The 23,782-nt window shown below is 59.2% G+C and carries 21 protein-coding genes and 2 pseudogenes; 9 read left to right on the forward strand and 14 right to left on the reverse strand.

Going from position 1 to position 23,782, the window contains the following annotated elements:
• Window positions 1-122: 122 nt before the first annotated feature.
• Window positions 123-371, reverse strand: a complete 249-nt coding sequence (locus AC3IX1_RS22085; RefSeq protein WP_489385823.1) for a DUF6124 family protein — start codon at window positions 369-371, stop codon at window positions 123-125.
• Between the two features lie 442 nt (window positions 372-813).
• Between AC3IX1_RS22085 and AC3IX1_RS22090 the strand changes: the two genes are divergently transcribed.
• Both AC3IX1_RS22090 and AC3IX1_RS22095 read left to right on the forward strand, forming a co-directional pair.
• Window positions 814-1,320 carry a hypothetical protein gene (locus AC3IX1_RS22090; protein ID WP_489385824.1) on the forward strand — a complete coding sequence of 169 codons (507 nt, stop codon included), beginning with the start codon at window positions 814-816 and terminating at the stop codon, window positions 1,318-1,320.
• 141 nt (window positions 1,321-1,461) lie between these two features.
• Window positions 1,462-2,100 carry a glutathione S-transferase family protein gene (locus AC3IX1_RS22095; protein ID WP_489385825.1) on the forward strand — a complete coding sequence of 213 codons (639 nt, stop codon included), beginning with the start codon at window positions 1,462-1,464 and terminating at the stop codon, window positions 2,098-2,100.
• A gap of 61 nt (window positions 2,101-2,161) precedes the next feature.
• On the opposite strand, the pseudogene AC3IX1_RS22100 reads toward AC3IX1_RS22095, so the two are convergent.
• The 3 genes and pseudogenes from AC3IX1_RS22100 to AC3IX1_RS22110 all read right to left on the reverse strand — a co-directional run.
• Window positions 2,162-3,494, reverse strand: a pseudogene (locus AC3IX1_RS22100) (IS4 family transposase).
• 228 nt (window positions 3,495-3,722) lie between these two features.
• Window positions 3,723-4,262 (reverse strand): methyl-accepting chemotaxis protein, encoded by a 540-nt coding sequence (locus AC3IX1_RS22105; RefSeq protein WP_227698141.1) that lies wholly within the window; start codon window positions 4,260-4,262, stop codon window positions 3,723-3,725.
• A 9-nt stretch (window positions 4,263-4,271) separates the two neighbouring features.
• Window positions 4,272-5,042: pseudogene (locus AC3IX1_RS22110) on the reverse strand (PAS domain-containing protein); the annotation flags it as partial.
• A 779-nt stretch (window positions 5,043-5,821) separates the two neighbouring features.
• Between AC3IX1_RS22110 and AC3IX1_RS22115 the strand changes: the two are divergent.
• Window positions 5,822-6,268: a GNAT family N-acetyltransferase gene (locus tag AC3IX1_RS22115; RefSeq protein WP_489385826.1), complete on the forward strand. Its 447-nt coding sequence runs from the start codon at window positions 5,822-5,824 to the stop codon at window positions 6,266-6,268.
• Here AC3IX1_RS22115 and def read toward each other — a convergent pair.
• Window positions 6,222-6,761: a peptide deformylase gene (def, locus tag AC3IX1_RS22120; RefSeq protein ID WP_489385827.1), complete on the reverse strand. Its 540-nt coding sequence runs from the start codon at window positions 6,759-6,761 to the stop codon at window positions 6,222-6,224. The genes AC3IX1_RS22115 and def overlap by 47 nt on opposite strands.
• Before the next feature lie 2 nt (window positions 6,762-6,763).
• Window positions 6,764-7,720, reverse strand: coding sequence for a YihY/virulence factor BrkB family protein (locus tag AC3IX1_RS22125; RefSeq protein ID WP_046042267.1), 957 nt, complete (start codon window positions 7,718-7,720; stop codon window positions 6,764-6,766).
• Window positions 7,721-8,073: 353 nt separating this feature from the next.
• Between AC3IX1_RS22125 and AC3IX1_RS22130 the strand changes: the two genes are divergently transcribed.
• Complete coding sequence (locus AC3IX1_RS22130; protein ID WP_489385828.1) at window positions 8,074-8,451, forward strand: hypothetical protein; 378 nt, start codon at window positions 8,074-8,076, stop codon at window positions 8,449-8,451.
• Window positions 8,452-8,660: 209 nt separating this feature from the next.
• Here AC3IX1_RS22130 and fadD1 read toward each other — a convergent pair whose 3' ends face one another.
• Together fadD1 and fadD2 are read right to left on the reverse strand one after the other, a co-directional pair.
• On the reverse strand, window positions 8,661-10,361 hold the full coding sequence (fadD1, locus tag AC3IX1_RS22135) for a long-chain-fatty-acid--CoA ligase FadD1 (protein WP_489385829.1): 1,701 nt from the start codon (window positions 10,359-10,361) through the stop codon (window positions 8,661-8,663).
• 384 nt (window positions 10,362-10,745) lie between these two features.
• Complete coding sequence (fadD2, locus tag AC3IX1_RS22140) at window positions 10,746-12,434, reverse strand: long-chain-fatty-acid--CoA ligase FadD2 (protein ID WP_489385830.1); 1,689 nt, start codon at window positions 12,432-12,434, stop codon at window positions 10,746-10,748.
• A 245-nt stretch (window positions 12,435-12,679) separates the two neighbouring features.
• On the opposite strand from fadD2, the gene AC3IX1_RS22145 reads away from it, so the two are divergent.
• From AC3IX1_RS22145 to AC3IX1_RS22160, 4 genes are all read left to right on the forward strand, one after another.
• Window positions 12,680-13,624, forward strand: a complete 945-nt coding sequence (locus AC3IX1_RS22145) for an alpha/beta hydrolase (RefSeq protein ID WP_489385831.1) — start codon at window positions 12,680-12,682, stop codon at window positions 13,622-13,624.
• A 42-nt stretch (window positions 13,625-13,666) separates the two neighbouring features.
• Complete coding sequence (locus tag AC3IX1_RS22150) at window positions 13,667-14,137, forward strand: MaoC family dehydratase (protein WP_007995982.1); 471 nt, start codon at window positions 13,667-13,669, stop codon at window positions 14,135-14,137.
• A 69-nt stretch (window positions 14,138-14,206) separates the two neighbouring features.
• A complete protein-coding gene (locus AC3IX1_RS22155; RefSeq protein WP_003227425.1) occupies window positions 14,207-14,443 on the forward strand; it encodes a DUF3820 family protein in 237 nt (78 codons plus the stop codon).
• Window positions 14,444-14,462: 19 nt separating this feature from the next.
• Window positions 14,463-15,644 carry an aminotransferase class V-fold PLP-dependent enzyme gene (locus AC3IX1_RS22160; RefSeq protein WP_489385832.1) on the forward strand — a complete coding sequence of 394 codons (1,182 nt, stop codon included), beginning with the start codon at window positions 14,463-14,465 and terminating at the stop codon, window positions 15,642-15,644.
• 197 nt (window positions 15,645-15,841) lie between these two features.
• Here the strand turns inward: AC3IX1_RS22160 and AC3IX1_RS22165 are convergent, their stop codons facing one another.
• From AC3IX1_RS22165 to zwf, 3 genes are read right to left on the reverse strand one after another with little or no spacing between them, the layout of a single operon-like run.
• A complete protein-coding gene (locus tag AC3IX1_RS22165) occupies window positions 15,842-16,507 on the reverse strand; it encodes a bifunctional 4-hydroxy-2-oxoglutarate aldolase/2-dehydro-3-deoxy-phosphogluconate aldolase (RefSeq protein ID WP_489385833.1) in 666 nt (221 codons plus the stop codon).
• 17 nt (window positions 16,508-16,524) lie between these two features.
• The gene (pgl, locus tag AC3IX1_RS22170; RefSeq protein WP_489385834.1) at window positions 16,525-17,238 is read right to left on the reverse strand and encodes a 6-phosphogluconolactonase; all 714 of its coding nucleotides are present in this window, start codon (window positions 17,236-17,238) and stop codon (window positions 16,525-16,527) included.
• The gene (zwf, locus tag AC3IX1_RS22175) at window positions 17,225-18,694 is read right to left on the reverse strand and encodes a glucose-6-phosphate dehydrogenase (RefSeq protein WP_008050559.1); all 1,470 of its coding nucleotides are present in this window, start codon (window positions 18,692-18,694) and stop codon (window positions 17,225-17,227) included. Before zwf ends, pgl begins: the two co-directional genes overlap by 14 nt.
• A gap of 226 nt (window positions 18,695-18,920) precedes the next feature.
• On the opposite strand from zwf, the gene AC3IX1_RS22180 reads away from it, so the two are divergent.
• Window positions 18,921-19,781: a MurR/RpiR family transcriptional regulator gene (locus AC3IX1_RS22180; protein ID WP_489388773.1), complete on the forward strand. Its 861-nt coding sequence runs from the start codon at window positions 18,921-18,923 to the stop codon at window positions 19,779-19,781.
• 144 nt (window positions 19,782-19,925) lie between these two features.
• On the opposite strand, the gene AC3IX1_RS22185 is transcribed toward AC3IX1_RS22180, so the two are convergent.
• The 3 genes from AC3IX1_RS22185 to AC3IX1_RS22195 form a co-directional block, all read right to left on the reverse strand.
• On the reverse strand, window positions 19,926-20,780 hold the full coding sequence (locus AC3IX1_RS22185; protein WP_489385835.1) for a D-hexose-6-phosphate mutarotase: 855 nt from the start codon (window positions 20,778-20,780) through the stop codon (window positions 19,926-19,928).
• A gap of 291 nt (window positions 20,781-21,071) precedes the next feature.
• Window positions 21,072-22,418 (reverse strand): carbohydrate porin, encoded by a 1,347-nt coding sequence (locus AC3IX1_RS22190; RefSeq protein ID WP_095942741.1) that lies wholly within the window; start codon window positions 22,416-22,418, stop codon window positions 21,072-21,074.
• 202 nt (window positions 22,419-22,620) lie between these two features.
• On the reverse strand, window positions 22,621-23,781 hold the full coding sequence (locus AC3IX1_RS22195; RefSeq protein ID WP_489385836.1) for an ABC transporter ATP-binding protein: 1,161 nt from the start codon (window positions 23,779-23,781) through the stop codon (window positions 22,621-22,623).
• Window position 23,782 lies beyond the last annotated feature (1 nt).

Consider the following 23,782-nt stretch of genomic DNA (forward strand, 5'->3'; position numbering starts at 1 on the left):
AGTCGTAATCCAGCTCACTTGGTTTAACTGTATGACCGCAGTGTCTGTTTTGGGGTTGCTTCGCAACCCAACGGGGGCAAGCCCCCTCGCCACAGGGTAAGCCTCTCGCCCTCGCTCTGTGTTCAGTCCTGCGGATCAAGGTTATCCAGCACGCGATTCACCGCCAACTCGGCCAACATGATGATCTGTGCAATCGCCAGTGCCGTATTGCGCTGACCGCCTTCCAGAAAAGCCGCAAAATCATTGGTCATCACACTCGCCGAGGCAAGTGATTCGCAGGCGTGAGCCAACAGCGTTTCGTTATTGATGCCGGGTGAGATGAAGAACATCGGACTGGGATTGCGCGGGGGGTTCGGCGTGGGTTTGAACATGGTGATGCTCCTAGAGTGATGGAGCTGCCACGTCTCGCTGCGATACGAAGGGTGGCAGCTGTACGCGGGTCGCAGACCGGGACTCTAGAACCCGGTAGACCCGAAGGTCTCCCACGCACAGCCGCCATAACATGAACTGATCACGAATGGTGGACGCTATGCGTCTAGAGATACCCGGGCTGCGAAACCCGATCGCTGAATTTGCAGCGACACGGAACGATAGAGTCCGGATACCAGGCGCACAAGTCGGCGGATTCTGGCGTAGTTGTAGGCAAGGGTGCAAGAAACCGTAACCTGCGGAACTCCTCTGAAGCCACTTACCTTCAGACCATTCCTACACGGCATGCCGGGACTGTTTATCCGCACTTCGAAACATCTTTTACCCTCCGCGACCCGAGAGGCGAGTGCAGAATCCACAACCTTTTTTCTCGCGGATATTGCTATGCGCAAAGCGATTTTCCTGACCGGCGTGCTGACCTTCCTGCTCGGCCAAACGATTCAGGCACAAGCTTCGGAGCCGAACGACTGGACGCAATTGCTCAGCGATCCGCGTTTCATGTCGGCAATCAAAAGTTGCCTGGCCGCTCACCCGAAAGCCGAGGGGCCGGCCGTTGTCATGAGCGTTTGGCATGCAAGTCTGGAAGAAGCCGGGGTCATGACAACCGACCTGAGCGGACGCAGAAACAGCTGTTTCGCCCGCAAGGACACGGGCGTTGTAAGCCATTCCCAGACAGTGTTCGATTTGTCGGGACCGCTGTTTGTATCAGTGGATCAAGCCAAGGTTGCGCCCAAAGGCGAGTGCATCGAATCAACCCCGGTGTACATCGACCAACGGCTTCAGGGCTGGATACTCAGGCAACCGATCCTCCATCCGCACATTCCCAGTGCCTGTTCGACCCCCATCTGGACCGACCTGCTACCGAAAAAACAGGTTGGGCCAAGCAGCTGACAGCCATTTGCGATGGCGCTTCGCCCATGCCGCGGGATTTCAACTAACCTTTAGTGTGTTTCTTATCCCCCTGATCTCATTTGAGATCAACACAGACCACTGTTAGATTCCCGAAGCGTCGATTCGCTAACGGAGTAGCTCATGGAACATGCACTGAAGATCCTCGGCAAAGCCTCGTCCATCAACGTCCGAAAAGTCCTGTGGACCTGTGAGGAGCTGGGCATAACCTACGAACGCGAGGACTGGGGCAGTGGTTTTGCGTCCACCCACAGCCCCGAGTTCCTGCGCTTCAATCCAAACGCACAGGTGCCGGTGATCATCGATGAATCCGGGGTGTTGTGGGAATCCAATACCATCTGCCGCTATCTGGCCGGCAAACACCACCACCATCACACCGACCTGCTACCCACCGATCCGGCAGCACGTGCCCGGGTGGAACAGTGGATGGATTGGCAAGCCACCGAACTCAATCCATCCTGGAGATACCCGTTCATGGCACTGGTGCGCAAGGACCCGGAATTCCAGGACCCGCATAGCCTTGAGGTCGGCATCCGCGCCTGGAACCAGAAGATGGGCATCCTCGAACATCAACTCGCGACCACCAAGGCGTATGTCGCCGGACCACGCTTTACCCTGGCCGACGTTGTCATCGGTTTGTCGGTCAACCGCTGGCTGATGACGCCGATCGACCGGCCTGACTACCCCGCCGTCGATGAATATTTCCAGCGCCTGGCCCAGCGCCCAGGGTTCCTCAAGCACGGCTGCAACGGCTTGCCTTGAATGGCCGCAGGTTGCCGCCCACCACACAATAAAAAAGGGTCCCTCGACCGGGTAATGCCAGTCAGTTAAGCTGACTGGCATTTTTATTTTTGATCGGATACTTCGGTGATTTCAGCCGAATCGCCCGAGGATAAACGCGCTCCTCACGTCGATGCGGCAGCACGTAGTGCGGCGCTGAAGCATGAAGCTCGGCCAAATACTTGGGGATGTTCCCGGAACGGTCGGCCGAGACGCTGTTGATAAACCCGAGAATCGCCCAGGTACACGCGGTAAAGCTCATTTCGCACGGGTAAATGCCCAGGACAGTGGCGACTCATTTCCACCATCTGATAGCGCAACAAGTTGTAGCCCAACAACACGCCCCACAACTCTTGCTCGATCATCTCGGGTGTCTTGCTGCGCAGCGTATAACTGCTGTTGAGCAGCGTCTGCTTCATTTCCCGAAAGCCTAATTCGATTTCCCAGCGCTGGCTGTACAGATCAACGATCTCGTCGGAAGGAAAACGCAGCGGGTCAGCCATTGAGGTCAGAATCTGACACACCTTGCCCTTCACGGTTTTGCTCAGCAGTCGCGCGGTCAGCCGCTCCGGCAACCCAGGCCATTGCTTGCGGGCCTGCGGCGAAGTGCTCAGCGAAACAATCGCATCCTGGCGCCCCAAACGCTGGATCACCTCGTACTGCGAGCCTTTTTTCAGCGGCATCAGCCAGTGGCGTTCGACGCCTGCCTGCTGCCACTGATGCAGTAAACCTAACGAGTAAAAACCACGATCAAACAGCGTCAGCGAGTGATCGGGGGTGGTTTCGATCAGTTGCTCGGCCAGTTTCATTTCGTTGCTGCGGTAGCCGTCAAACGCACTTCCAATCAGCAAATGGCTGGTCAACTCCATTTGGCAGACCATGCGCACCTGAGGAAAACCGGTGTCGCCGTGCTGGTTGCTGGCGGAGTCATAGCGCGCCCGATTTTCCGGCGTGTCGGGCGTGCGCCAGACAACGCCATCGACGCCCAACAAACGCAGACCGGCCCAAGTCGGATGATTGGCCGCCTCATGCCAACTTTTCTGGGTCAAATCGAAGACTTGTCGTACAGCTTCGCTGCCCAATCTCTGACGGGCCTGGACTACGGCGCTGGGGGCCACCAACGGGCGCTGGCCCGGCAACATGATGTTCATGCGACTGACCACATCCCAGGCCGACATGCGCCGGAAGAACGCCATGGAGATCACGCACCAGAGCATCATTTCCAGCGGCAAACGACGCTTGCGCAGCGTCGCCACACCGGCTTGTTCAAGCGCCTGTTCGACCAAAGAAGGATCGAGCAAGGCATCCAATCCCTCGATGGCGTTGGGGGTAGAGGCGATGTTGTGGGTCAGTTCCAGTGCCCGAGCGAGACGCATAAAAAAATCCGATGCCAGTACAGGCATCGGATTTTGATTTCTTGCGGCCAAAGGTCAAGCGAGAAGGCTTAACTGATCGGCATTACCCTCGACCGGGACCCTTTTTCATTGTGCTTATTTGTAGGAGCGAGCTTGCTCGCGATGGTATCTGGAGCGCTGCGTTTAACCAGTAACACGCGTTATCGTTAACGACCATCGCGAGCAAGCTCGCTCCTACAGTTGCTCCGCTTAGTTCAATTGCAACGTCGAATTGAACTGACTGATCGCATCCACCACATGTCGCGAACCCTGCTGGATTTCCAGAATCACCTCCCCCGCCTCATTCGCCAGTTCCACGCCGAGGCCGGTTCGGCTCAGGCTCGATTGCATGCTCGACACCGCGCTGAGCGACAAATCGTGGTTCTTGCGCACCACCTCGACAATCTCCAGCGTCGCCTGACTGGTGCGCGCCGCGAGGCTGCGCACTTCATCGGCCACCACCGCAAACCCTCGCCCGTGCTCACCGGCGCGGGCCGCCTCGATCGCCGCGTTGAGCGCCAGCAGGTTGGTCTGATCGGCAATGCCGCGAATGGTCTGCACGATGGTGCCGATGATGTCGGACTGTTTGCTCACGGCATCGATGCTCAGTGCCGCCTCGTTCAGGTCCCGGGAAATGTCCTGGATGATCTGCACCGTCTGCTGCACAACCTCGGAACCCTTGCGCGCGCAGACGTCGTTTTGCACCGAGGTGCTGTGGGCCGATTCTGCGGCGGTTTGCAGGGTGGTCATCTGGTGGGTGATATCGCTGGCGAACTTGACTACTTTGTACAACCGCCCCTTGGCGTCGAACAAAGGGTTGTAGGACGCTTCCAGGAACACCGTCTGACCCTGCTTGTTCCTGCGCTCGAAACGATGGGAGTGATATTCACCACGGTTGAGCGAAGCCCAGAAATTCCGGTAACCCTGGGACTCGGCTTCGGCACGGTGGCAAAACAGGCTGTGATGCTGCCCCACCACTTCGTTGAGCGAGTACTGCATGGTTTTCAGGAAGTTCTCGTTGGCGCTGATGACCTTGCCTTCGGGCGTGAATTCGATCACCGCCATTGAGCGGCCGATCGCAGCGAGCCTGCTTTCGTTTTCGTGTTCCTTGTTGATCCGTGCGGTGATGTCGGTGGCCACCTTGATCACACTTTTCACCTGCCGGTCGGGGCCCAGCACCGGCATATAACTGGCTTCGAGCCAGATCTCCCGGCCACTCTTGTGCAAGCGCAGAAAGGTCCCGCTCAGCGGCTCGCCCTGCGCCAGGTCACGCCATAACTTGGTGTACTCATCGCTGCGGTAATACTGCTCTTCACAAAAGACCCGGTGATGCTTGCCGCGCACTTCGTCGGCGCTGTAGCCCATGGCACTGCAAAAATTTTCGTTGGCATCGATGACGATACCGTCCGGGGTGAATTCAATCATCGCCATCGAACGACTGATCGCCGCCAACTTGGCATTGGCCTCAGTCAGCGCACAGCTGAAGCGTTCGATTTCCAGCAGGTCAGCCTTGTGATGTAGGTTGAACATTGTTGTATCACCTTCAGCGCGGTTTTTTTGATTGATGAAAGTTGCAGGTCTTTCACATCCACCACTACGTTCCGTGGAACAGGCACACGCATCCCTCCAAAAAGAAGGACTAGTCAGGTGATAAATGATGATCAATCGGAGGGTCCTTACAGCGACACGCTCATCAAGACATCCTTCTCTTGATAGCCCGCATGCGGGCCAGCCCTAACAGCTTCACAACAAATTCCATTTAGCACACAGCTCCTTGTCATCAAGTGTCGGTGCCTTCGATTACGCACTCTTTCGCCAAGACATCAACCGCCCCATCACGGCCGATATGGTTAGTTACAGCTGATCATAGACAGCAACCTTGGGCTTGCAAGGCCACTAGTCGGCCAGCATTGAGGACAAAAACGTTTCAGCGGCTTGTGAGGGGGGTTGCCGTCTGTCGAGCATGAAAGCGGCACTGGCCGCCGAATTGGCGTAGGACTTGAGAACATTCGCGCGCAATGGCTTTGGGAAATCTTGCAGATTATTTTCAGGAGGATCGCTCCCATGTTGCATGGGAGCGATCAATCAACGCGGGATCAGTGACCGAACACGCCGACCTTCTTGGCCTTCTTGTCCGCGCGCTTTTCAATGGCGGTTTTCACCGGTTTCTTTTTCGCCGCTTTCTTTGAATCCAAACCTTTGGACATGATGCGCACTCCACTCATGGGGATGTGAGATCAGGTATACACCTATCCCGGCGCGCGTGTTCTTTTATAATCGCCCGCTTTGCACACCGACAGCCTAAGACCATGCCCGACACCCAATACGCCCTGCTCGACGAGCCGTTATGGCCATTGATGAACAAGTTCTATCGCGCTCACCAATCGTCGATGAAAGCCGTGCGCGACGCGCAGCTGTGGGTGGCCCGGCGTGACCGGATTGTTGCCGTGCTGTGTTTGCGTCCGGTGTCCGGCGGGTATTGGCTGACCGGGTTGCTGGTCGATCCGGCTTGTCGCGAACAAGGGATTGCCGCCGGGTTGATTGCGGCTGCGGTGAAGGAGTGCGAACTGCCGGTGTGGTTGTTCTGCCATCCGGACTTGCGGGGCTTCTATGAGCGACGTGGGTTTACGTTCGATCCGCCGATGCCTTACGCGATGGTTGAACGGTTGAGCCGTTATGCGCGCAGCAAGCCGATGATTGCGATGGGCATTAGTCGTCCGCGCCAGGATCCAGGTCCGGGAACATCACCTCGGTGAAGCCAAACTTGCTGAAATCAGTGATGCGCGACGGGTACAGGCGGCCGATCAGGTGATCACACTCATGCTGCACCACCCGCGCATGAAACCCTGAGGCAAAACGCACGATGGGCTCGCCCTTGGGGTCGACGCCTTCGTAGCGAATCTGCTGGTAACGCTGCACCGCGCCGCGCAGGCCCGGTACAGACAAACAGCCTTCGAAGCCCTCCTCCAGGGTCGGGCTCAGCGGTGTGATCAACGGGTTGATCAGGATTGTCTGCGGCACGGCCTCGGCATCCGGATAACGCTCGCTGTGCTCGAAACCGAAGATCACCAGTTGCAGGTCGACGTCGATCTGCGGAGCGGCCAGGCCAACACCCCCCACGCTTTCCATGGTCTGGAACATGTCATCGATCAGTTGCCACAGCTCGGGGCTGTCGAACATCTCGGCCGGCACTGGCGGGGCAATGCGCAGCAGGCGCTCATCGCCCATTTTCAGAATTTCACGAATCATGATCAGGTTTCATCAATGGTCGGTTTGTGTGAGTGATCGCGGCCCAGCCCCGACACGTGGTGCTTTTCCTCATGGACGGGACCATGCTCGCCAGCCACTTTTTCGCCAGGGTCCTTGCCCTCTCGCGACATGTGCTCGATCACGGCATTCATCTCCGCGCCCAGCAGCAGCACCGCGGCGGAAATGTAGAAGTACAGCAACAACACGATGATCGCCCCGATACTGCCATACATGGCGTTGTAGTTGGCGAACTCCTTGACGTACAAACCGAAGCCCAGGGACGCGATGATCCATACCACCACCGCCAGCACTGAGCCTGGGGTGATGAAGCGGAATTCCTGTTTGACGTCGGGCATGACGTAGTAGATCAACGCCACCGCGACCATCAGCAGGATCACGATCACCGGCCAGCGCGCGATGGTCCAGAGCGTAACGATGAAGTACTCAAGGCCGACCTGCGCAGCTATCCAGCTCATCACCTGCGGCCCGAGCACCATCAGTGCCGCGGCGATCAGCAGCATGCCGGCAATACCGACGGTGTAGATGATCGACAACGGAAAGCGTTTCCACAGCGGGCGTCCTTCAACCACGTCGTAGGCAGCGTTCATCGCGCTCATCATCAGCCGCACGCCGGCGGAGGCGGTGTACAGCGCAATCACGATACCCACTGACAGCAGCCCCCCCTTGGACTGCTGAAGCTGGTCGATCACCGGGTTGACCTGCTCCAGCGCCTGGGGCGGCAATACGAGTTCCGATTGCAGGCGCAGCCAGGAGAAGAAGTCGGGCAGATGCAGGAAGCCGATCAGGGCGATCAGAAACAGAATGAACGGAAACAGCGAAAAGAGCATTTGATAGGCCAGCGCCGAGGCATAGGTCGACATTTCGTCGGCGATGAACTCGGTGACCGTGCGCATCATCACACGGTGCAGGGGTAAGCCTCTCATGTCCGGGAAAATCATTCGCGTCTCCATTCGCCGCATACGGATTGGGTTGAAGTCGTGGCGACTCAGGGGCTGTTTTCTTTCATCAAGGTAGCCCAGTTGGCGACTTTGAAACAAATTCAGCGTGCAAGTTCAGGCTGACACAAAAACGGCCATCTGAAGATGGCCGCGTCTTCTTTTCATTAAAGACATTTCAATGCAGGAAAGTCGTTACACAAGGTTGACCGGGGGCTTTTGCAGGGAGTTTCATTTATTTCACCACGACATTTCATCGTTCAGTGCAGGTTGCGCTTTATGTTTGCGGGCCAACCCCTGAGAATGCGCATCACATTCAGGCCTTGGCGCTGAAGATCCAATCCCGTAGGAACGTTATGAAACTCGATAAAAAGCAGGCCATTGCCCGCAGAAACCAGGAACTCGGCGGTGCTGTGCTTGGCGTCAACAACTGCCACTTCGCCGAACTGAACCGTAACCGCAACATCTGGTGGTTCGACCTCCCGGTGACGCGCCTGGCCGTGGGTCAGTACGAGTGGATTCACCTGCTGATGCACACGCCGGCCACCGATGAGTTGCTGCACCTGAAAGTGCCGACCGTGTTCCTGCGAGAGAAGCTCGAAGGCCTGGTGGTGCGCAATGAAGGCAAGCGCAAGGCGGCATTGAGCCTGGAACTGAGCGCCGACAAGGACTCCTTCCTGCAGGACATGCGCCCGGCGGGCACCAACGTCAACTTCGCGCAGTTTCGCTTGTAACCCACAGAACCTTGTGGCGAGGGGGCTTGCCCCCGTTCGGCGGCGCAGCCGTCGTAAATCAGATGAGCGTGGTGTGTCAGGCGAATTGCAGCTGCTGGTTTTGGGGCCGCTTCGCAGCCCAACGGGGGCAAGCCCCCTCGCCACAAAAGCCCCTTCGCCAAAAGTCTGCACCAACAAAAAGCCCCGCATCTGCGGGGCTTTTTGCTGGATTACGCGGTGGCTTTCTTCGCGTTGATCTTCTTCAGCTCTTCATCGCGCAATTCACGACGCAGGATCTTGCCGACGTTGGTGGTCGGCAGTGCATCGCGGAACTCCACGGAGCGCGGGACCTTGTAGCCGGTGACGTTGGCGCGCATGTGCTCCATCACCTGTTCCTTGGTCAGGGTCACGCCCGGCTTGGCGACGATGAAAATCTTGATCGCCTCGCCCGACTTCTCGTCCGGTACACCGATGGCCGCGCATTGCAGCACGCCCGGCAGGGTGGCCAGCACGTCTTCGAGCTCGTTCGGGTACACGTTGAAACCGGACACCAGGATCATGTCTTTCTTGCGATCGACAATACGCATATAGCCATCGGGCTGAATCAGCGCAATGTCACCGGTCTTCAACCAGCCTTCGCTGTCGAGGATTTCATCCGTGGCTTCCTGGCGTTGCCAGTAGCCTTTCATTACTTGCGGCCCCTTCACGCACAGCTCGCCGATTTCACCCATCGGCTGCTCGACACCGGCATCGTTGATGATTTTGCACAGGGTCGACGGCACCGGAATGCCGATGGTGCCGATCTGGATGTTCTGGATCGGGTTCACCGTCGCCACCGGGCTGGTTTCGGTCATGCCGTAGCCTTCGCAAATGGCGCAACCGGTGACGGCCTTCCAGCGCTCGGCTGCGGCCAGTTGCAGGGCCATACCGCCCGACAAGGTGACTTTCAGCGCGGAGAAGTCCAGCTTGCGGAAGCCTTCGTTGTTGCACAGGGCCACGAACAGCGTGTTCAGGCCGACGAAGCCGCTGAACTTCCACTTCGACAGTTCCTTGACCATCGCCGGCAGGTCGCGCGGGTTGCTGATCAGGATGTTGTGGTTGCCGATCAGCATCATCGCCATGCAATGAAAGGTGAAGGCATAGATGTGGTACAGCGGCAGCGGCGTGATCAGGATCTCGCAACCTTCATTGAGGTTGGAACCCATCAGTGCCTTGCACTGCAGCATGTTCGCCACCAGGTTGCGGTGGGTCAGCATCGCGCCCTTGGCCACGCCGGTGGTGCCGCCGGTGTATTGCAGCACCGCGACATCGCCGCTGGCAGGGCTGGCTTCAGCCACTGGCTGACCCATGCCTTTGCTCAGCACGTCGTTGAACTTGACAGCCTTGGGCAAGTGATAGGCCGGCACCATCTTCTTCACGTACTTGATGACGCTGTTGATCAGCAGACGCTTGAGCGGCGGCAGCAGGTCGGCGACTTCGGTGACGATCACGTGCTTGACGCCGGTTTTCGGCACCACGGTTTGGGCCAGGTGCGCCATGTTGGCCAGGCAGACCAGGGCCTTGGCACCGGAGTCGTTGAATTGGTGTTCCATTTCCCGCGCGGTGTAGAGCGGGTTGGTGTTGACCACGATCAGCCCGGCGCGGATTGCACCGAAGACGGCTACCGGGTACTGCAACACGTTGGGCAGTTGCACGGCGATTCGATCGCCAGGCTGCAAATCGGTATGCTGTTGCAGATAAGCGGCAAACGCACCGGACAATTCGTACAGTTCACCGTAGGTGAGTGTCTTGCCCAGGTTGCTGAATGCCGGCTTGTTGGCGAAGCGTTGGCAGGATTGCTTCAACACTGCCTGAATATTCGGATACTCGTCTGGATTGATGTCGGCAGCAATCCCAGCTGGGTACTTATCCTTCCAAAAGTCTTCGATCATGGAAGCCCACTCCTCAGCAACGCGAATTCAGCACCGCATTTGATGCGATTATTATTGGTGTTTGGTCATTGGTGAATCTGGCTGATAGAAGGCCGAGAAGTCACAAAGCGCGCCGAGAGTAGCAGCTTTGCCAAGGGTCGACTAGAGCCAAAAGCGGCCTCTACGGTCACAATTGTGACTCAAGACTTGTAAGCAGTCATTTTAGAGCAAAAAACCTATAAAGCCCTGTAGCCCGCGAAAAACGGGGCTTTAGCATCCGCCGAAAAGCATCGCGGGCAAGCCCGCTCCCACAGGGTTCGTGTCGTCCACATCCATTATGTACGACACTGAACCTTGTGGGAGCGGGCTTGCCCGCGAACCGCGCGAAGCGCGGCCATTCACCAATCAGGCAATATCACGCAACTCCCGCCGCAAAATCTTGCCCACCGGCGTCATCGGCAGCGACTCTCGCAGCACGATGTGCTTCGGTACTTTGTATGCCGTGAAGTTCTCCTTGCAGTAAGCCTTCAGCTCTTCAAGGCTGACCCCTGCTTCACGGGCCACCACGAACAACTTCACCGCCTCCCCCGACCGCTCGTCGGGCACACCGATGACCGCGCAGTTGGCGACGTTCGGGTGAGCCATCACCACGTCTTCGATCTCGTTCGGGTACACGTTGAAACCCGAGACAATGATCATGTCCTTCTTGCGGTCAACGATGCGCACGAAACCGTCCGGGTCGATCACCGCGATGTCACCGGACTTGAACCAGCCTTCGGCATCCAGCACTTCGGCCGTGGCATCAGGTTTCTGCCAGTAGCCCTTCATGATCTGCGGGCCCTTGATGCACAACTCGCCGCGCTCGCCCAAAGGTTGCTCGACACCGTCATCATTGATGACTTTCAGCGTGGTGCCCGGCACCGGCATGCCGACCGTGCCGATCCTCGATTGATCGCCGTAGGGGTTGGTGCAGGCTACCGGCGAAGTTTCGGTCAGGCCGTAGCCTTCGGTGATGCGGCAACCGGTCAGTTGCTCCCAACGCTCGGCGGTGGCCTTGACCAGCGCAGTGCCGCCGGAGTTGGTGAGCTTGAGGCTGGAGAAGTCCAGGGTCTTGAAGTCCGGGTGATCCATCAGCGCGACGAACAGCGTGTTGAGCCCCAGCAACGCCGAGAACCGCCAGTTCTTGAGCTCCTTGATGAAGCCGGCGATGTCCCGTGGATTGGTGATCAGCACGTTGTGGTTGCCGGTCACCATCATGCACATGCAGTTCGCCGTGAATGCATAGATGTGGTACAGCGGCAGCGGCGCGATCATCACCTCCTGGCCTTCGCGCAACAACGGCTGACCGTCGCTGGCCGACTGGCTGAGGCAGGCCCGTGCCTGTTGCATGTTCGCCACCAGGTTGCCGTGGGTCAGCATCGCGCCCTTGGCCAGGCCGGTGGTGCCGCCGGTGTATTGCAGCACCGCGATGTCATCGAGGCCGACCTTCAGCGGCTTGATACCCAGGCCACGGCCCATGCGCAGCGCACTCTTGAATGAAACGGCCTGGGGCAAGGAATAGTCCGGGACCATCTTCTTGACCTTGCTCACCACCGTGTTGACCAGCCAACCCTTGGCGGTGGGCATCAGGTCGCCCATCTTCGCTTCGATCAGGAACTGGATATCGGTGTCGGGCAGCACTTCCTGGACTTTCTGGCCGAACATGTTCAGGTACACCAGCGCCCGGGCACCGGAATCCTTGAATTGGTGGCGCATTTCCCGCGCGGTGTACAGCGGGTTGGTGTTGACCACGATCAGCCCGGCGCGCAAGGCGCCGAACACGGCAATCGGGTAATGCAGGACATTGGGCATCTGCACCGCAATGCGGTCGCCCGGCACCAGGTCGGTGTGGGCTTGCAGGTAACCGGCGAAGGCAGCGCTGTGGCGTTCCAGTTCCGCGTAGGTCAGGGTCACGCCCATGTTGCTGAACGCAGGGCGGTCAGCAAACTTCTTGCAGGAACGCTCGAACACCTCGATTACCGACTTGTAGGTTCCCAGATCGATATCCAGGGGTACGCCGGCCGGGCGTTTGTCATTCCAGAAATCAGGTTGCATTGTTGTTGTCCTCTTTACCTGAATCTATCCGGGGCCACTTTTCTGTCACTTTTCAAAAAAAATGCAAAAAGCGGAGCTTCACGGACACTAGCAGTTATGACGTAGCAGGCAAATATGCCCACAGCCGTCATTGACCGTATGAATCTACTCGCCGTGGCGTAGGCTGATCAGACGCCCAGCCAAGGATGCGCTATAAACTGCAACGAGCTGTTTCAGACATAGCAGCCTCATGCAAAGGAACCGCCATGATCCATGACACTTTCTGGCTGACCACGAGCGACCACAGCCGCCTCTTCGTCAACCAGTGGCTCCCCGACGGCAGCCTCAAGGCAATGATTCTGCTGGCCCACGGCATGGCCGAACACAGCGGCCGCTATGGCCCCCTGGCGCAAAAGCTCTGTGATCAGGGCTATGGCGTGTGCGCGCCGGACCTGCGCGGACATGGCAAAACTGCCGAAAACGGGACACTCGGGCATTTCGCCGATGACGATGGCTGGTGCAAGGTTGTGAGCGACCTGGCCAGCCTCAACCAGCACATCGGCCAGCAGCACCCTGGCGTCCCGATCGTGCTGCTCGGTCACAGCATGGGCAGTTACATCGCCCAGGCCTATCTGCTGCACCACAGTGCCAGCCTGCACGGGGCAATCCTCAGCGGCTCGAACTTCCAGCCTGTGGCGCTTTATCGCGCGGCACGGCAAATCGCCCGTCTCGAACGTCTGCGCCAGGGCCGCACAGGACGCAGCGCTTTGATCGAATGGCTGTCGTTCGGCTCGTTCAACAACAAATTCAAACCGGCACGCACGCCGTTCGACTGGCTCAGCCGTGATCCGGAACAGGTCGATCTGTACGTCAACGACCCGCTCTGCGGTTTCCGTTGCACCAATCAACTGTGGATCGATTTGCTCGGCGGCTTGCAGCAAATCAGCAAAGCGTCCAATCTCGCCCAGATCGACCCGGGCCTGCCGTTGCTGGTGATTGGCGGCGAATGTGATCCGGTGAGCGAAGGCAAACGTCTCAAGGATCTGGCCGACGCGCTGCGAGCGGCCGGCAGCCAGCACCTGCAACTGACCGTTTACCCGCAGGCGCGGCACGAACTGTTCAATGAGAGCAACCGCGATGAAATCATCGCCGATGTGCTGAACTGGATCGCACAGGCCTTGAGCGCTCCTCGGCCGCACCGGTCCGAATAGTTTTTTTGTGAATTTTTTAATTCGTCACAGGAATTGAGACAGATGACCCAGGTTACCAACACCCCTTACGAAGCCCTCGAAGTCGGCCAGACCGCCAGTTTCAGCAAGACGGTCGAAGAACGCGACATCCAGCTGTTCGCTGCGATGTCCGGCGACCACAACCCGGTACACCTGGATGCCGAATACGCCGCCAGCACCATGTTCAAGGAGCGCATCGCCCACGGCATGTTCAGCGGCGCGCTGATCAGCGCAGCGGTCGCCTGCGAATTGCCTGGCCCGGGGACCATCTACATCGGCCAGCAAATGAGCTTTCAGAAACCGGTGAAGATCGGCGACACCCTGACCGTGCGCCTGGAGATCCTCGAAAAACTGCCGAAGTTTCGCGTGCGCATTGCCACTCGCGTGTTCAACCAGCGCGATGAACTGGTGGTAGATGGCGAGGCGGAAATCCTCGCGCCACGCAAGCAACAGAGCGTGACCCTGACCACGCTGCCGGCGATCAGCATCGGCTAACCCTCTGTGGCGAGGGGGCTTGTCGGAATGCCTGTATTTCCAGACTGACTGAATCAAGACGACCGATCGATGAATCCTGAAAAGCTCGAACTGCTGATCACCCGCGAAATGCCCTTTGGCAAGTACAAGGGTCGAATCATTGCCGACCTGCCCGGCCCTTACCTGAACTGGTTCGCCCGGGAGGGTTTCCCCCATGGCGAGTTGGGTGGCCTGCTGGCCCTGATGCAGGAAATCGATCACAACGGTTTGTCGGACCTGCTCGAACCGCTGCGTGCCAAACACGGCAAGCCGGCCCCGCGCCACTGAATCACCTACCGAGGACCCCATGCCCGACAACACCCGCCGCGCCCGTGATGAAGCCTTCTGGCAAACCTTTGCCGACCGCTACGATGTCGAACCCGGCCCGATCAACCTGGAGAACGGATACTTCGGACGCATGTCGCGCACGGTGGTCGAGGAATACCAGCGCAACATCGAACTGATCAACCGCAGCAATTCGGTGTACGTGCGCCAGCGCTTCGAACAGGGCGACAGCCTGAAGATCCGCGCGCAGATGGCCAGATTGATTGGCGTACCCGCCGACAGCATCGCCCTGACCCGTAACGCGTCGGAAGGTTTGCAATCGCTGATCCGCAACTACAACCGGCTGCAGCCCGGCGATCAGGTACTGGTTTGCGATCTGGAATACGATACGGTCAAGGGCGCCATGCGCTGGCTGGCGCGAAATCGCGGTGTCGAAGTGATCGAGATCGAACACGCACACCCGGCAACCTTCGACAGCCTGCTCAATACCTACCGCGAAACCTTCGCACGGCACCCGCGGCTGAAGCTGATGGCCCTGACCCACGTCACCCATCGCACGGGCCTGGTGATGCCGGTGCAGACGATTGCAGCGGCTGCGAAGGAACATGGCATCGACGTCATCCTCGACGGCGCCCATGCCCTCGGACAACTCGAATTCGACCTGACCGAACTCGGTATTGCCTTCGCCGGCTTCAATCTGCACAAGTGGATCGGCGCGCCCCTGACGCTCGGCTTTATCTACATCGCACCCGAACGCCTGGCCGACATAGACCCGGACATGGGCGAAATGCATTTTCCGCCCACTGACATTCGCGCCCGTACCTCGTACAGCACCCCCAACATCCCGGCGCTGCTGACCCTGCCGCTGGTGCTCGAGGAGCATCACGCCATGGGCGGCGCGGCAGCCAAGGGTTCTCGGCTCAACTACCTGCGCAACCTGTGGGTCCGCCCCGTGCGCGAACTACCGGGCATCGAAGTCCTGACCCCGGACGACCCACGACTGTACTGCGGCATCACGTCCATGCGTTTCATCGCACAGACCGATCAGCAGGCGATGGTCGAGCGGCTGCTCAAGGACTACAACCTGTTCACCGTGGTACGCACTGGCGCGGCGTGCGGCCCGTGCATCCGCATCACTCCGGGGCTGACCACCACCTCCGAGCACATGACGCGGCTGACCACGGCGCTGGCGGAATTGTGCTGACCTGAGCGAGCCTGCTCGCGATGGTCGTGAACGATAACGCGGGAACCCGATAGCCAGCGGTGCCTGGAAGTTTTTCGCGAGCGAGCTCGCTCCTACAGGTATTAATTGCCTCAACTTTTCGCAGGCAAAAAAAAACGGTGCACCGACCAAGCGCACCGTAAAGCCGTAGAACACACAACGAGTGTAGGGTGAAGCGATCAGTCCAGCAGCGCCAAAGCCTCGGCGGTGCATTCCTGAATGCGGGCCCAGTCGCCGTTCTTGATCCACTCCGGATCAAGCATCCAGCTACCGCCCACGCACATGACGTTTTTCAACGCCATGTAGCTCTTGATGTTGGCAGGTCCCACGCCGCCGGTCGGGCAGAATTTCACTTCGCCGAACGGACCGCCCAAAGCCTTGATGGCTGCGACGCCGCCGCTGACTTCCGCCGGGAACAGCTTGAAGCGGCGATAACCCAGACCGTAGCCTTCCATGATGCCCGAGGCATTGCTGATGCCTGGCAACAGCGGAATCGGGCTGGCGACGCTGGCTTCCAGCAGGTCACGGGTGATACCCGGCGTGACGATGAATTGCGAGCCGGCCGCTTCCGCCGCCGCCAGCATCTGGCGATCCAGCACGGTGCCGGCACCGGTCACCAGTTCCGGACGCTGCTCACGCAGAATCTGGATGGCCTTGAGGCCGAATTGCGAACGCAAGGTCACTTCCAGGGCCGTCAGGCCACCGGCCGCGAGGGCGTCGGCCAGCGGCAGAACGTCTTGCTCGCGGGCGATGGTGATCACCGGCAGGATCCGCGCTTTCGCGCAAATGCTGTCGATCAGGGCAACTTTGTCCGCCATGGAAACGGTCGGGGATGGGTTTGTCATAGCGGCTGTTCCTTGGCTCATGGGCACCAGTAAATCTCTAACGTGGGTTGCAGAAATGCGCGCACCGGCATTTCGGCGACATCGTCACCGGCCAGCGCGAAACTCAGGGTGGTCAGCTTGGACTGACCGGAAATCGACAGAACTTTATGCTTGGCCGAGGCCAGCAGCGCACGACTCATGGTCAGGCGCTGATGCGGCACGGTCGGCGCCAGCATCGGCCAGCAGCGACGAACGCCATCGACTTGCAATGCCTCGGCAAGGTTCGGGCTGTTGGGGAACAGCGACGCGGTGTGGCCGTCATCGCCCATGCCGAGGATCAGCACGTCGATCACCGGCAACTCCGACAGCAAACGGTCGGCCTGCTCGGCCGCCTGCTCCAGGTTGGCACTGGCGCTGTACAGGCTCAGGAACTGCGCCTTGGCCGCCGGGCCTTGCAGCAAGTAACGCTTGATCAGACCGGCGTTGCTGTCGGCGTGCTCCACCGGCACCCAGCGCTCGTCGGCCAGGCTGATCACCACGTTCGACCAGTCCAGCGTCTGCCTGGCCAGGTGCTGGAAAAACGCCACAGGGCTGCGGCCACCGGAGACCACCAGGGTCGCAGTGCCCTGGGCGTCGATCGCGTCGCTCAGTTGTTTCGCCACGTTCAGTGCCAGGCTTTCAGCCAGCAGCACCGGGCTCTTGTATGCATGGGCGCTGACGCCCTGCGGCAGTTTCAAATCAGATATCGCCATACCACGACCTCCCGTCCCGCGTAATCAGAGCAATGGAGCTCATCGGCCCCCAGGACCCGGCCGCGTACGGCTTGGGCGCATCACCGGATTTTTTCCACCCGGCGATCAACTGGTCACACCACTTCCACGCGGCTTCGATTTCATCTTTACGGACAAACAGGTTCTGATTGCCGCGCATCACTTCCAGCAACAACCGCTCGTAGGCATCGGGAATCCGTGCGCTGCTCCAGGTGTCGGAAAAATTCAGCTGCAACGGACCGCTGCGCAGCTGCATGCCCTTGTCCAGGCCTTGATCTTTGGTCATCACGCGCAAGGAAATGCCTTCGTCCGGTTGCAGGCGGATAATCAGCTTGTTGCTGATTTGCAGGCGCTGCTCGGGAGCGAAGATGTAGTGCGACGGTTCCTTGAAGTGGATGACGATCTGCGACAGCTTCTGTGGCATACGCTTGCCGGTACGCAGGTAAAACGGCACGCCGGCCCAGCGCCAGTTGCGGATGTCGGCACGCAGGGCGACGAAGGTTTCGGTGTCACTCTGGGTGTTGGAATTGGGTTCTTCCAGGTAGCCCGGCACTGCTTTGCCTTCGCTGTAGCCGGCAATGTACTGGCCGCGCACCACTTGAGTGGTCAGGCCTTCCGGGCTGATCGGCGCCAGGGCCTTGAGCACTTTGACCTTCTCGTCACGGATGCTGTCGGCGGACAAATCGGCAGGCGGGTCCATGGCGATCAGGCAAAGCAGTTGCAGCAGGTGATTCTGGATCATGTCGCGCAGCTGGCCGGCCTTGTCGAAGTAACCCCAGCGGCCTTCGATGCCGACTTTCTCGGCCACGGTGATTTCCACGTGGGAAATGTAGTTCTGGTTCCACTGGGTTTCGAACAGGCTGTTGGCAAAACGCAGGGCGATCAGGTTCTGGACGGTCTCTTTGCCCAGGTAGTGGTCGATGCGGTAGGTGCGGTTCTCCGGGAAGAACTGCGCCACGGCATCGTTGACCTTGCGCGAGGATTCCAGGTCCGAACCGATGGGCTTTTCCAGCACTACACGGGTGTTTTGCGCCAGGCCGACCTTGGCCAGGTTCTCGCAAATCGCGCCATACACGGCGGCAGGGGTCGCAAAGTAGGCAATAACCCGCTGCGAACTGCCGGCGGACTCGGCCAGGGCCACATAATCTTCGGGGTTGAGGAAGTCGACGTGCAGGTAGCTCAGGCGCGCCAGAAAGCGCTCGACCACGGCTTCGTCCAGCTCTTTGGCACCGACATAGCGGCGCAGCTCGGAGGTGATGAACGCCAGGTGTTCCTGCTCGCTGCCCGGCTCACGGGCCAGCGCGATGATCCGCGTGTCCTCGTGCAACAGGCCGGCGCCGTCGAGTTGATAAAGGGCAGGAAACAGCTTGCGCAAGGCCAGGTCGCCAAGGGCGCCGAACAAGGCAAAGGTGCACGGTTCAACCGTAATCGAGAGCATGATGTTTGTTCTTTTATCAAGTTAAGCTACAAATACCTTTTTTCAAGGCATCACTCAAGGGAAAATGTAGTAATAACCACAACATTTTCGCAAAATACAGATTCCGAGTGGTGGTCGGTCGGAGCCATCAGTAGGATAGGCCACCGTTACGGGCCTCACCAAAGGCCCTTTTTGCATTAGCCGCGCGCTTGTTGGCGCAGGTGTAAAGGATACTTATATGGACCGCGTGCGAAATTTACTGGAGCAAATCCAGAATCGCCTTGAAGAGCTGAACAAGGCCGAACGCAAAGTCGCCGAGGTGATCCTGCTCAACCCGCAGCAGGCCACCCGCTTCAGCATCGCCGCCCTCGCCCAGGCCGCCTCGGTCAGCGAACCGACGGTCAACCGTTTCTGCCGTTCGTTCGGCGTCAGCGGCTACCCCGAGCTCAAGCTGCAACTGGCCCAGAGCCTGGCCAGTGGCGCCGCCTATGTCAGCCGTGCGGTGGAGGCCGATGACAATCCGGAGGCCTACACCCGGAAGATCTTCGGCAGCGCCATCGCCTCGCTGGACAGCGCTTGCCAGGCACTGGACCCGAACCTGATCAGCCGCGCCGTCGACCTGCTGATCCAGGCGCGGCAGATCCACTTCTTCGGCCTCGGCGCCTCGGCCCCGGTGGCACTGGATGCGCAGCACAAGTTCTTCCGTTTCAACCTCGCCGTCACGGCCCACGCGGATGTGCTGATGCAGCGCATGATTGCCTCGGTGGCCCATACCGGCGAGTTGTTCGTGATCATTTCCTACACCGGCCGCACCCGCGAACTGGTGGAAGTGGCGCGCATCGCCCGGGAAAACGGCGCCTCGGTACTTGGCCTGACCGCCGAGAACTCGCCACTGGCCAAGGCCAGCACCCTGAGCCTGAACATCCCGCTGCCGGAAGACACCGACATCTACATGCCGATGACGTCGCGGATCATCCAGCTGACCGTGCTGGACGTGCTCGCCACTGGCATGACCTTGCGCCGCGGGGTGGATTTCCAGCCGCATTTGCGCAAGATCAAGGAGAGCCTGAATGCCAGTCGGTATCCGATTGGGGATGAGTTCAACTAGATCTCTGTTGCCGGTTCTGGCCTCTTCGCGGGCAAGCCCGCTCCCACAGGTTTTGTGCCATTCGCAACTTTTGTGATCGACTTGGACACTGTGGGAGCGGGCTTGCCCGCGATGAGGCCAGCCCAGACACCACAAGATCCAGAGCTAAGCCCCCACCCGCGCCTGCAAACTCAAATGCGCCCGCTCCCCCGGCGCCAAAGACAGGCTGTCGGTGCCGCCACTCGCCGCCTCTACGCAAACGAATTCGGATATCTCGTTCCAGCTCACACCCAATAGTGGCCGTGAGCCCGGATGCCAGACAACAGTGTCGGCGCTGGCGCCCGTATCAATGCACAACGCCCGGTCCCAGGCATGGTCGTTCAGCTGCAATTCGCCGTCGTGCTGGAACACCCGCTGGCATCCGCCGTCCACGCGCAATTCGCCTTCCTGCTGACAAACCTGCCGGCTCAATTGGTCGTAACCCTGCGCGCCTTCGAGCCCAGACAGCGCTATCTCACTGACATCGCCAATACGCCAGTACGCATGCAAAGCCTGGCTCAACTGGCACGGCATGTCGTCCTGATGCTCGGTGCTCAGGCGCAGTTCCATGCGTTCACCCAGGTGCGCATGCAGGTCCACCTGCCAGTCGCACAACTTCAGCTGCCAGTGCAATCGCACGCCATCGTCGTCACTGTTGCTGTCTAGCAGCTTCCAGTCGAGCAACCGTGCCCAACCATGGGACGGCCAGGCATTTTCGCTTGGATGCCGGCCATACCACGGCCAACACACCGGCACGCCGCCGCGAATGGCGCCGACCTGCGGCCACTTTGCCGCGCACCACAGCCAGGGTTTCTGGCCCTTGGGCTGGAAGTGCAGCAACTGCGCGCCCTGACGGCTGAACACCGCCTGACACAGCGGATGATCGATCACCAGTACATCGCGCGTCTGATAGCGCTCCCACGCGAACACCGGACGCTCGCGCAAGGATTTGAAGAAGCGTTGTAGCGGATGCTCAAGCATGTGCCACGGTCCTGAAAAACATGGGTGTACTCATACTGTCGTGCCAGTGAACCACTGTGGCGAGGGGGCTTGCCCCCGTTGGAGCGCGAAGCGCTCCCAATACTGTCGCTGCCGACTGCCTGAAGGAGTCGGTTAGCAGGTTTTACGACTGCTTCGCAGCCGAACGGGGGCAAGCCCCCTCGCCACAGTTGCGCTCGACACAACATGTCTTGTTTGCCCTCGCAAAAAAAAGCGGACAGCCATGGCTGTCCGCAAATATGCGCACATGGAGAGAAGCTTATCGCAGACGCGTTAGAACACCGACTGAATTTTCAGGCCGGCCACCAGCGCGTTGTCGACTTCATCCACACCACCCGGGTGCGTGACGTATTGCAGGTTGGGACGTACGGTCAGCCAGTTGGTCACGTGGAAGCCGTAGTTGATCTCGTAGTTGTATTCAGTTTCACGAATCGGCGAGAACAGCGGATTGTCGTATTCCGAAACACCGTTGGCCACGTTGGTCAGCTCGGCGTTTTTCTTCACGTCATCGTTGACATGGATACGGGCGAAACCGATGCCCACGTCATCCTTCGGACGCGCGTCGAACGGGCCCTTGTACACGAACATCAGCGACTGGTAGTTGTCGATGAAGTTGGTGTCCTTGTCATGGAAAGTGGCGTTGGCCGCGATGTTCAGACCACGGGAAGCGTCACCGTTGTGGCTGGTCAATTGCTGCTGCGCGACGAACCAGTAGCCGTGCTTGCTGTCGTGGACGCGATAAGGGTTGCCGGTGGTCGCGGCGTTCTGGCCGTTGTCGTCCTCGAGAACGTCGTCGGCATCGGAGGTACTTTTGTAGTAACCGACACGGTATTCACCCGGCAGGTTGTTGACCTTCGGTGACCAGACCAGCTCGACCGGCAGGACGGTGCCATTGGTGCCACTGCCGCTGAGCTTGAAGCCGTTGCCGTGCTCCAGTTGCGACGTGTTCTGGTTGTACGCGCCAATCTGAGCGTAGAGCTCGTCATTGATGTTGTACTTCACGCGGATCGCCGCCTGGCTGACCGGCCAGTTGTACCAGATGTTGGTCGCCCAGTTACCGACCTGGGATCCGCAGAACGCCAGGTTCTGGAATTCGCACGGGAAGGTGTTGAAGTCTTCACCTTCACCGAAGTAACCGGCTTTTACGTCCAGTTTGTTGTCGAAGAACTGGTGCTGAATCCACAGCTGGGTCAGACGCACCATATGGCCACGGCCGTAGACTTCCTGGGAGGAACTCAAGGTGCCGGCACGTGGATCGCCGATACGGTCGTTGGAGATGTTCTCACCGTTACGGTTGGTGAGCTGGATCTTGGCCTGGGTGTTATCCCAGCCGAACAGTTTTTCCAGGTCCAGCGCCGCGCCCAGACCAAATTGGTCGGCGTAGCGCGCGGTCTTGTCATCGTTGAAACCGCCATGCAGGTTGCCGCCGACTTCACCGACGTAGTCCATCTTGATGTCGATGCCTTGCTCGATCAGCTTGGTACGCTCGCCACCCCAATCGCCCGTCATCCATTTGGAGTCGGAGCTGAACGCTTCATCGGCCATCGCATTGCCGGCCAGAACCAGTGCTGCCGCTGCTGACACTTGGCAGATCAACCGGGCCTTGTTCTTCATCTTCATCCCTACTTCCTCGTTTTATTGTTATTAACTTTTCTTCTTTAACGCGGTTACATCAGTTGCGACGGATGTCTCCACCCGACGCATATCCCCCCCTGTAGGAGCGAGCTTGCTCGCGATGGACGCAATGACGACGCGTACTCTCTGATTAAATGCGGCGCCATTGAGATCATCGCGAGCAAGCTCGCTCCTACAGTTTTGTTCTTCAGCGGCCTTTGAATTGGGCCACGTTGTCAGCATGCGCCTCGGCCTTCGGCACGCCAGCAACGCCCAAGCGCTCTCCGGTCTTGGCATCGAACAGCAGCACTTTCGCCGGATCGAATTGCAGGGTCAGGGTCTCGCCCACCGCCGGCGCCACGTCCGGTGCCAGGCGGCAGCAGACCTTGGTGTCGTTGAGGTTGACGAAGACCAGAGTGTCGGGCCCGGTCGGTTCGGTGACTTGGACTTCGGCACGAATGGTCGGCAAACCATTGGCTTCGCCGTTCGCCAGAACGATCTGCTCCGGACGCATGCCGAGAATCACTTCGCGGTCTTCAAGACCGGCATCCTGCATGCCCAGCGGCAACTCGCAACGGGCCTGACCGCTGTCGAGCAGCGCCAGCAGGCGACCGTCCTTGCGCTGCAAGCGCAGCGGGATGAAGTTCATCGGCGGCGAACCGATGAAGCTCGCCACGAACAGGTTGGCCGGGTTGTTGTAGATATCCTTCGGTGTACCGAACTGCTGGATGATCCCGTCCTTCATCACCGCCACTTTGTCGCCCAGGGTCATGGCTTCGATCTGGTCGTGGGTCACGTAGACCGTGGTGGTTTTCAGGCGCTGGTGCATCAGTTTCATTTCGGTGCGCATCTCGACCCGCAGCTTGGCGTCGAGGTTGGACAGCGGTTCGTCGAACAGATAAATCTTCGGCCGCCGCGCCAGGGCACGGCCCATCGCCACGCGCTGCTGCTGGCCACCGGAGAGCTGGCCGGGTTTGCGGCTGAGCAGATGTTCGATCTGCAACAGCTTGGAAACCCGAGCGACTTCTTCGTCGATTTCCGCGGTCGGCATTTTGCGGATCTTCAGGCCGAAAGCGATGTTGTCGCGCACGCTCATGGTCGGGTACAGCGCGTAGGACTGGAACACCATGGCGATGTCGCGATCCTTGGGGCTCATGCCGCTGATGTCGGCGTCGTCCACCAGGATCGCGCCGCCGCTGATGGTTTCCAGTCCGGCGATGCAGTTCATCAAGGTCGACTTGCCGCAGCCCGAGGGGCCGACCAGGATCAGGAACTCACCGTCATCGATCTTCAGTTCGATGTTTTTCAGCGTGTCCGGCAGGCCGGGGCCGTAGGTCTTGTTGACGTTGCGTAATTCGAGAGTTGCCATG

The organism is Pseudomonas sp. KH_046_2, assembly GCF_057838985.1.

What these genes read in the sequence shown, in the direction of transcription:
- AC3IX1_RS22085 (WP_489385823.1), bottom strand. Translation starts at nt 371, where the DNA reads ATGTTCAAACCCACGCCGAACCCCCCGCGCAATCCCAGTCCGATGTTC.
- AC3IX1_RS22090 (WP_489385824.1), top strand. Translation starts at nt 814, where the DNA reads ATGCGCAAAGCGATTTTCCTGACCGGCGTGCTGACCTTCCTGCTCGGC.
- AC3IX1_RS22095 (WP_489385825.1), top strand. Translation starts at nt 1,462, where the DNA reads ATGGAACATGCACTGAAGATCCTCGGCAAAGCCTCGTCCATCAACGTC.
- AC3IX1_RS22105 (WP_227698141.1), bottom strand. Translation starts at nt 4,262, where the DNA reads ATGACCACCCTGCAAACCGCCGCAGAATCGGCCCACAGCACCTCGGTG.
- AC3IX1_RS22115 (WP_489385826.1), top strand. Translation starts at nt 5,822, where the DNA reads ATGCCCGACACCCAATACGCCCTGCTCGACGAGCCGTTATGGCCATTG.
- def (WP_489385827.1), bottom strand. Translation starts at nt 6,761, where the DNA reads ATGATTCGTGAAATTCTGAAAATGGGCGATGAGCGCCTGCTGCGCATT.
- AC3IX1_RS22125 (WP_046042267.1), bottom strand. Translation starts at nt 7,720, where the DNA reads ATGATTTTCCCGGACATGAGAGGCTTACCCCTGCACCGTGTGATGATG.
- AC3IX1_RS22130 (WP_489385828.1), top strand. Translation starts at nt 8,074, where the DNA reads ATGAAACTCGATAAAAAGCAGGCCATTGCCCGCAGAAACCAGGAACTC.
- fadD1 (WP_489385829.1), bottom strand. Translation starts at nt 10,361, where the DNA reads ATGATCGAAGACTTTTGGAAGGATAAGTACCCAGCTGGGATTGCTGCC.
- fadD2 (WP_489385830.1), bottom strand. Translation starts at nt 12,434, where the DNA reads ATGCAACCTGATTTCTGGAATGACAAACGCCCGGCCGGCGTACCCCTG.
- AC3IX1_RS22145 (WP_489385831.1), top strand. Translation starts at nt 12,680, where the DNA reads ATGATCCATGACACTTTCTGGCTGACCACGAGCGACCACAGCCGCCTC.
- AC3IX1_RS22150 (WP_007995982.1), top strand. Translation starts at nt 13,667, where the DNA reads ATGACCCAGGTTACCAACACCCCTTACGAAGCCCTCGAAGTCGGCCAG.
- AC3IX1_RS22155 (WP_003227425.1), top strand. Translation starts at nt 14,207, where the DNA reads ATGAATCCTGAAAAGCTCGAACTGCTGATCACCCGCGAAATGCCCTTT.
- AC3IX1_RS22160 (WP_489385832.1), top strand. Translation starts at nt 14,463, where the DNA reads ATGCCCGACAACACCCGCCGCGCCCGTGATGAAGCCTTCTGGCAAACC.
- AC3IX1_RS22165 (WP_489385833.1), bottom strand. Translation starts at nt 16,507, where the DNA reads ATGACAAACCCATCCCCGACCGTTTCCATGGCGGACAAAGTTGCCCTG.
- pgl (WP_489385834.1), bottom strand. Translation starts at nt 17,238, where the DNA reads ATGGCGATATCTGATTTGAAACTGCCGCAGGGCGTCAGCGCCCATGCA.
- zwf (WP_008050559.1), bottom strand. Translation starts at nt 18,694, where the DNA reads ATGCTCTCGATTACGGTTGAACCGTGCACCTTTGCCTTGTTCGGCGCC.
- AC3IX1_RS22185 (WP_489385835.1), bottom strand. Translation starts at nt 20,780, where the DNA reads ATGCTTGAGCATCCGCTACAACGCTTCTTCAAATCCTTGCGCGAGCGT.
- AC3IX1_RS22190 (WP_095942741.1), bottom strand. Translation starts at nt 22,418, where the DNA reads ATGAAGATGAAGAACAAGGCCCGGTTGATCTGCCAAGTGTCAGCAGCG.
- AC3IX1_RS22195 (WP_489385836.1), bottom strand. Translation starts at nt 23,781, where the DNA reads ATGGCAACTCTCGAATTACGCAACGTCAACAAGACCTACGGCCCCGGC.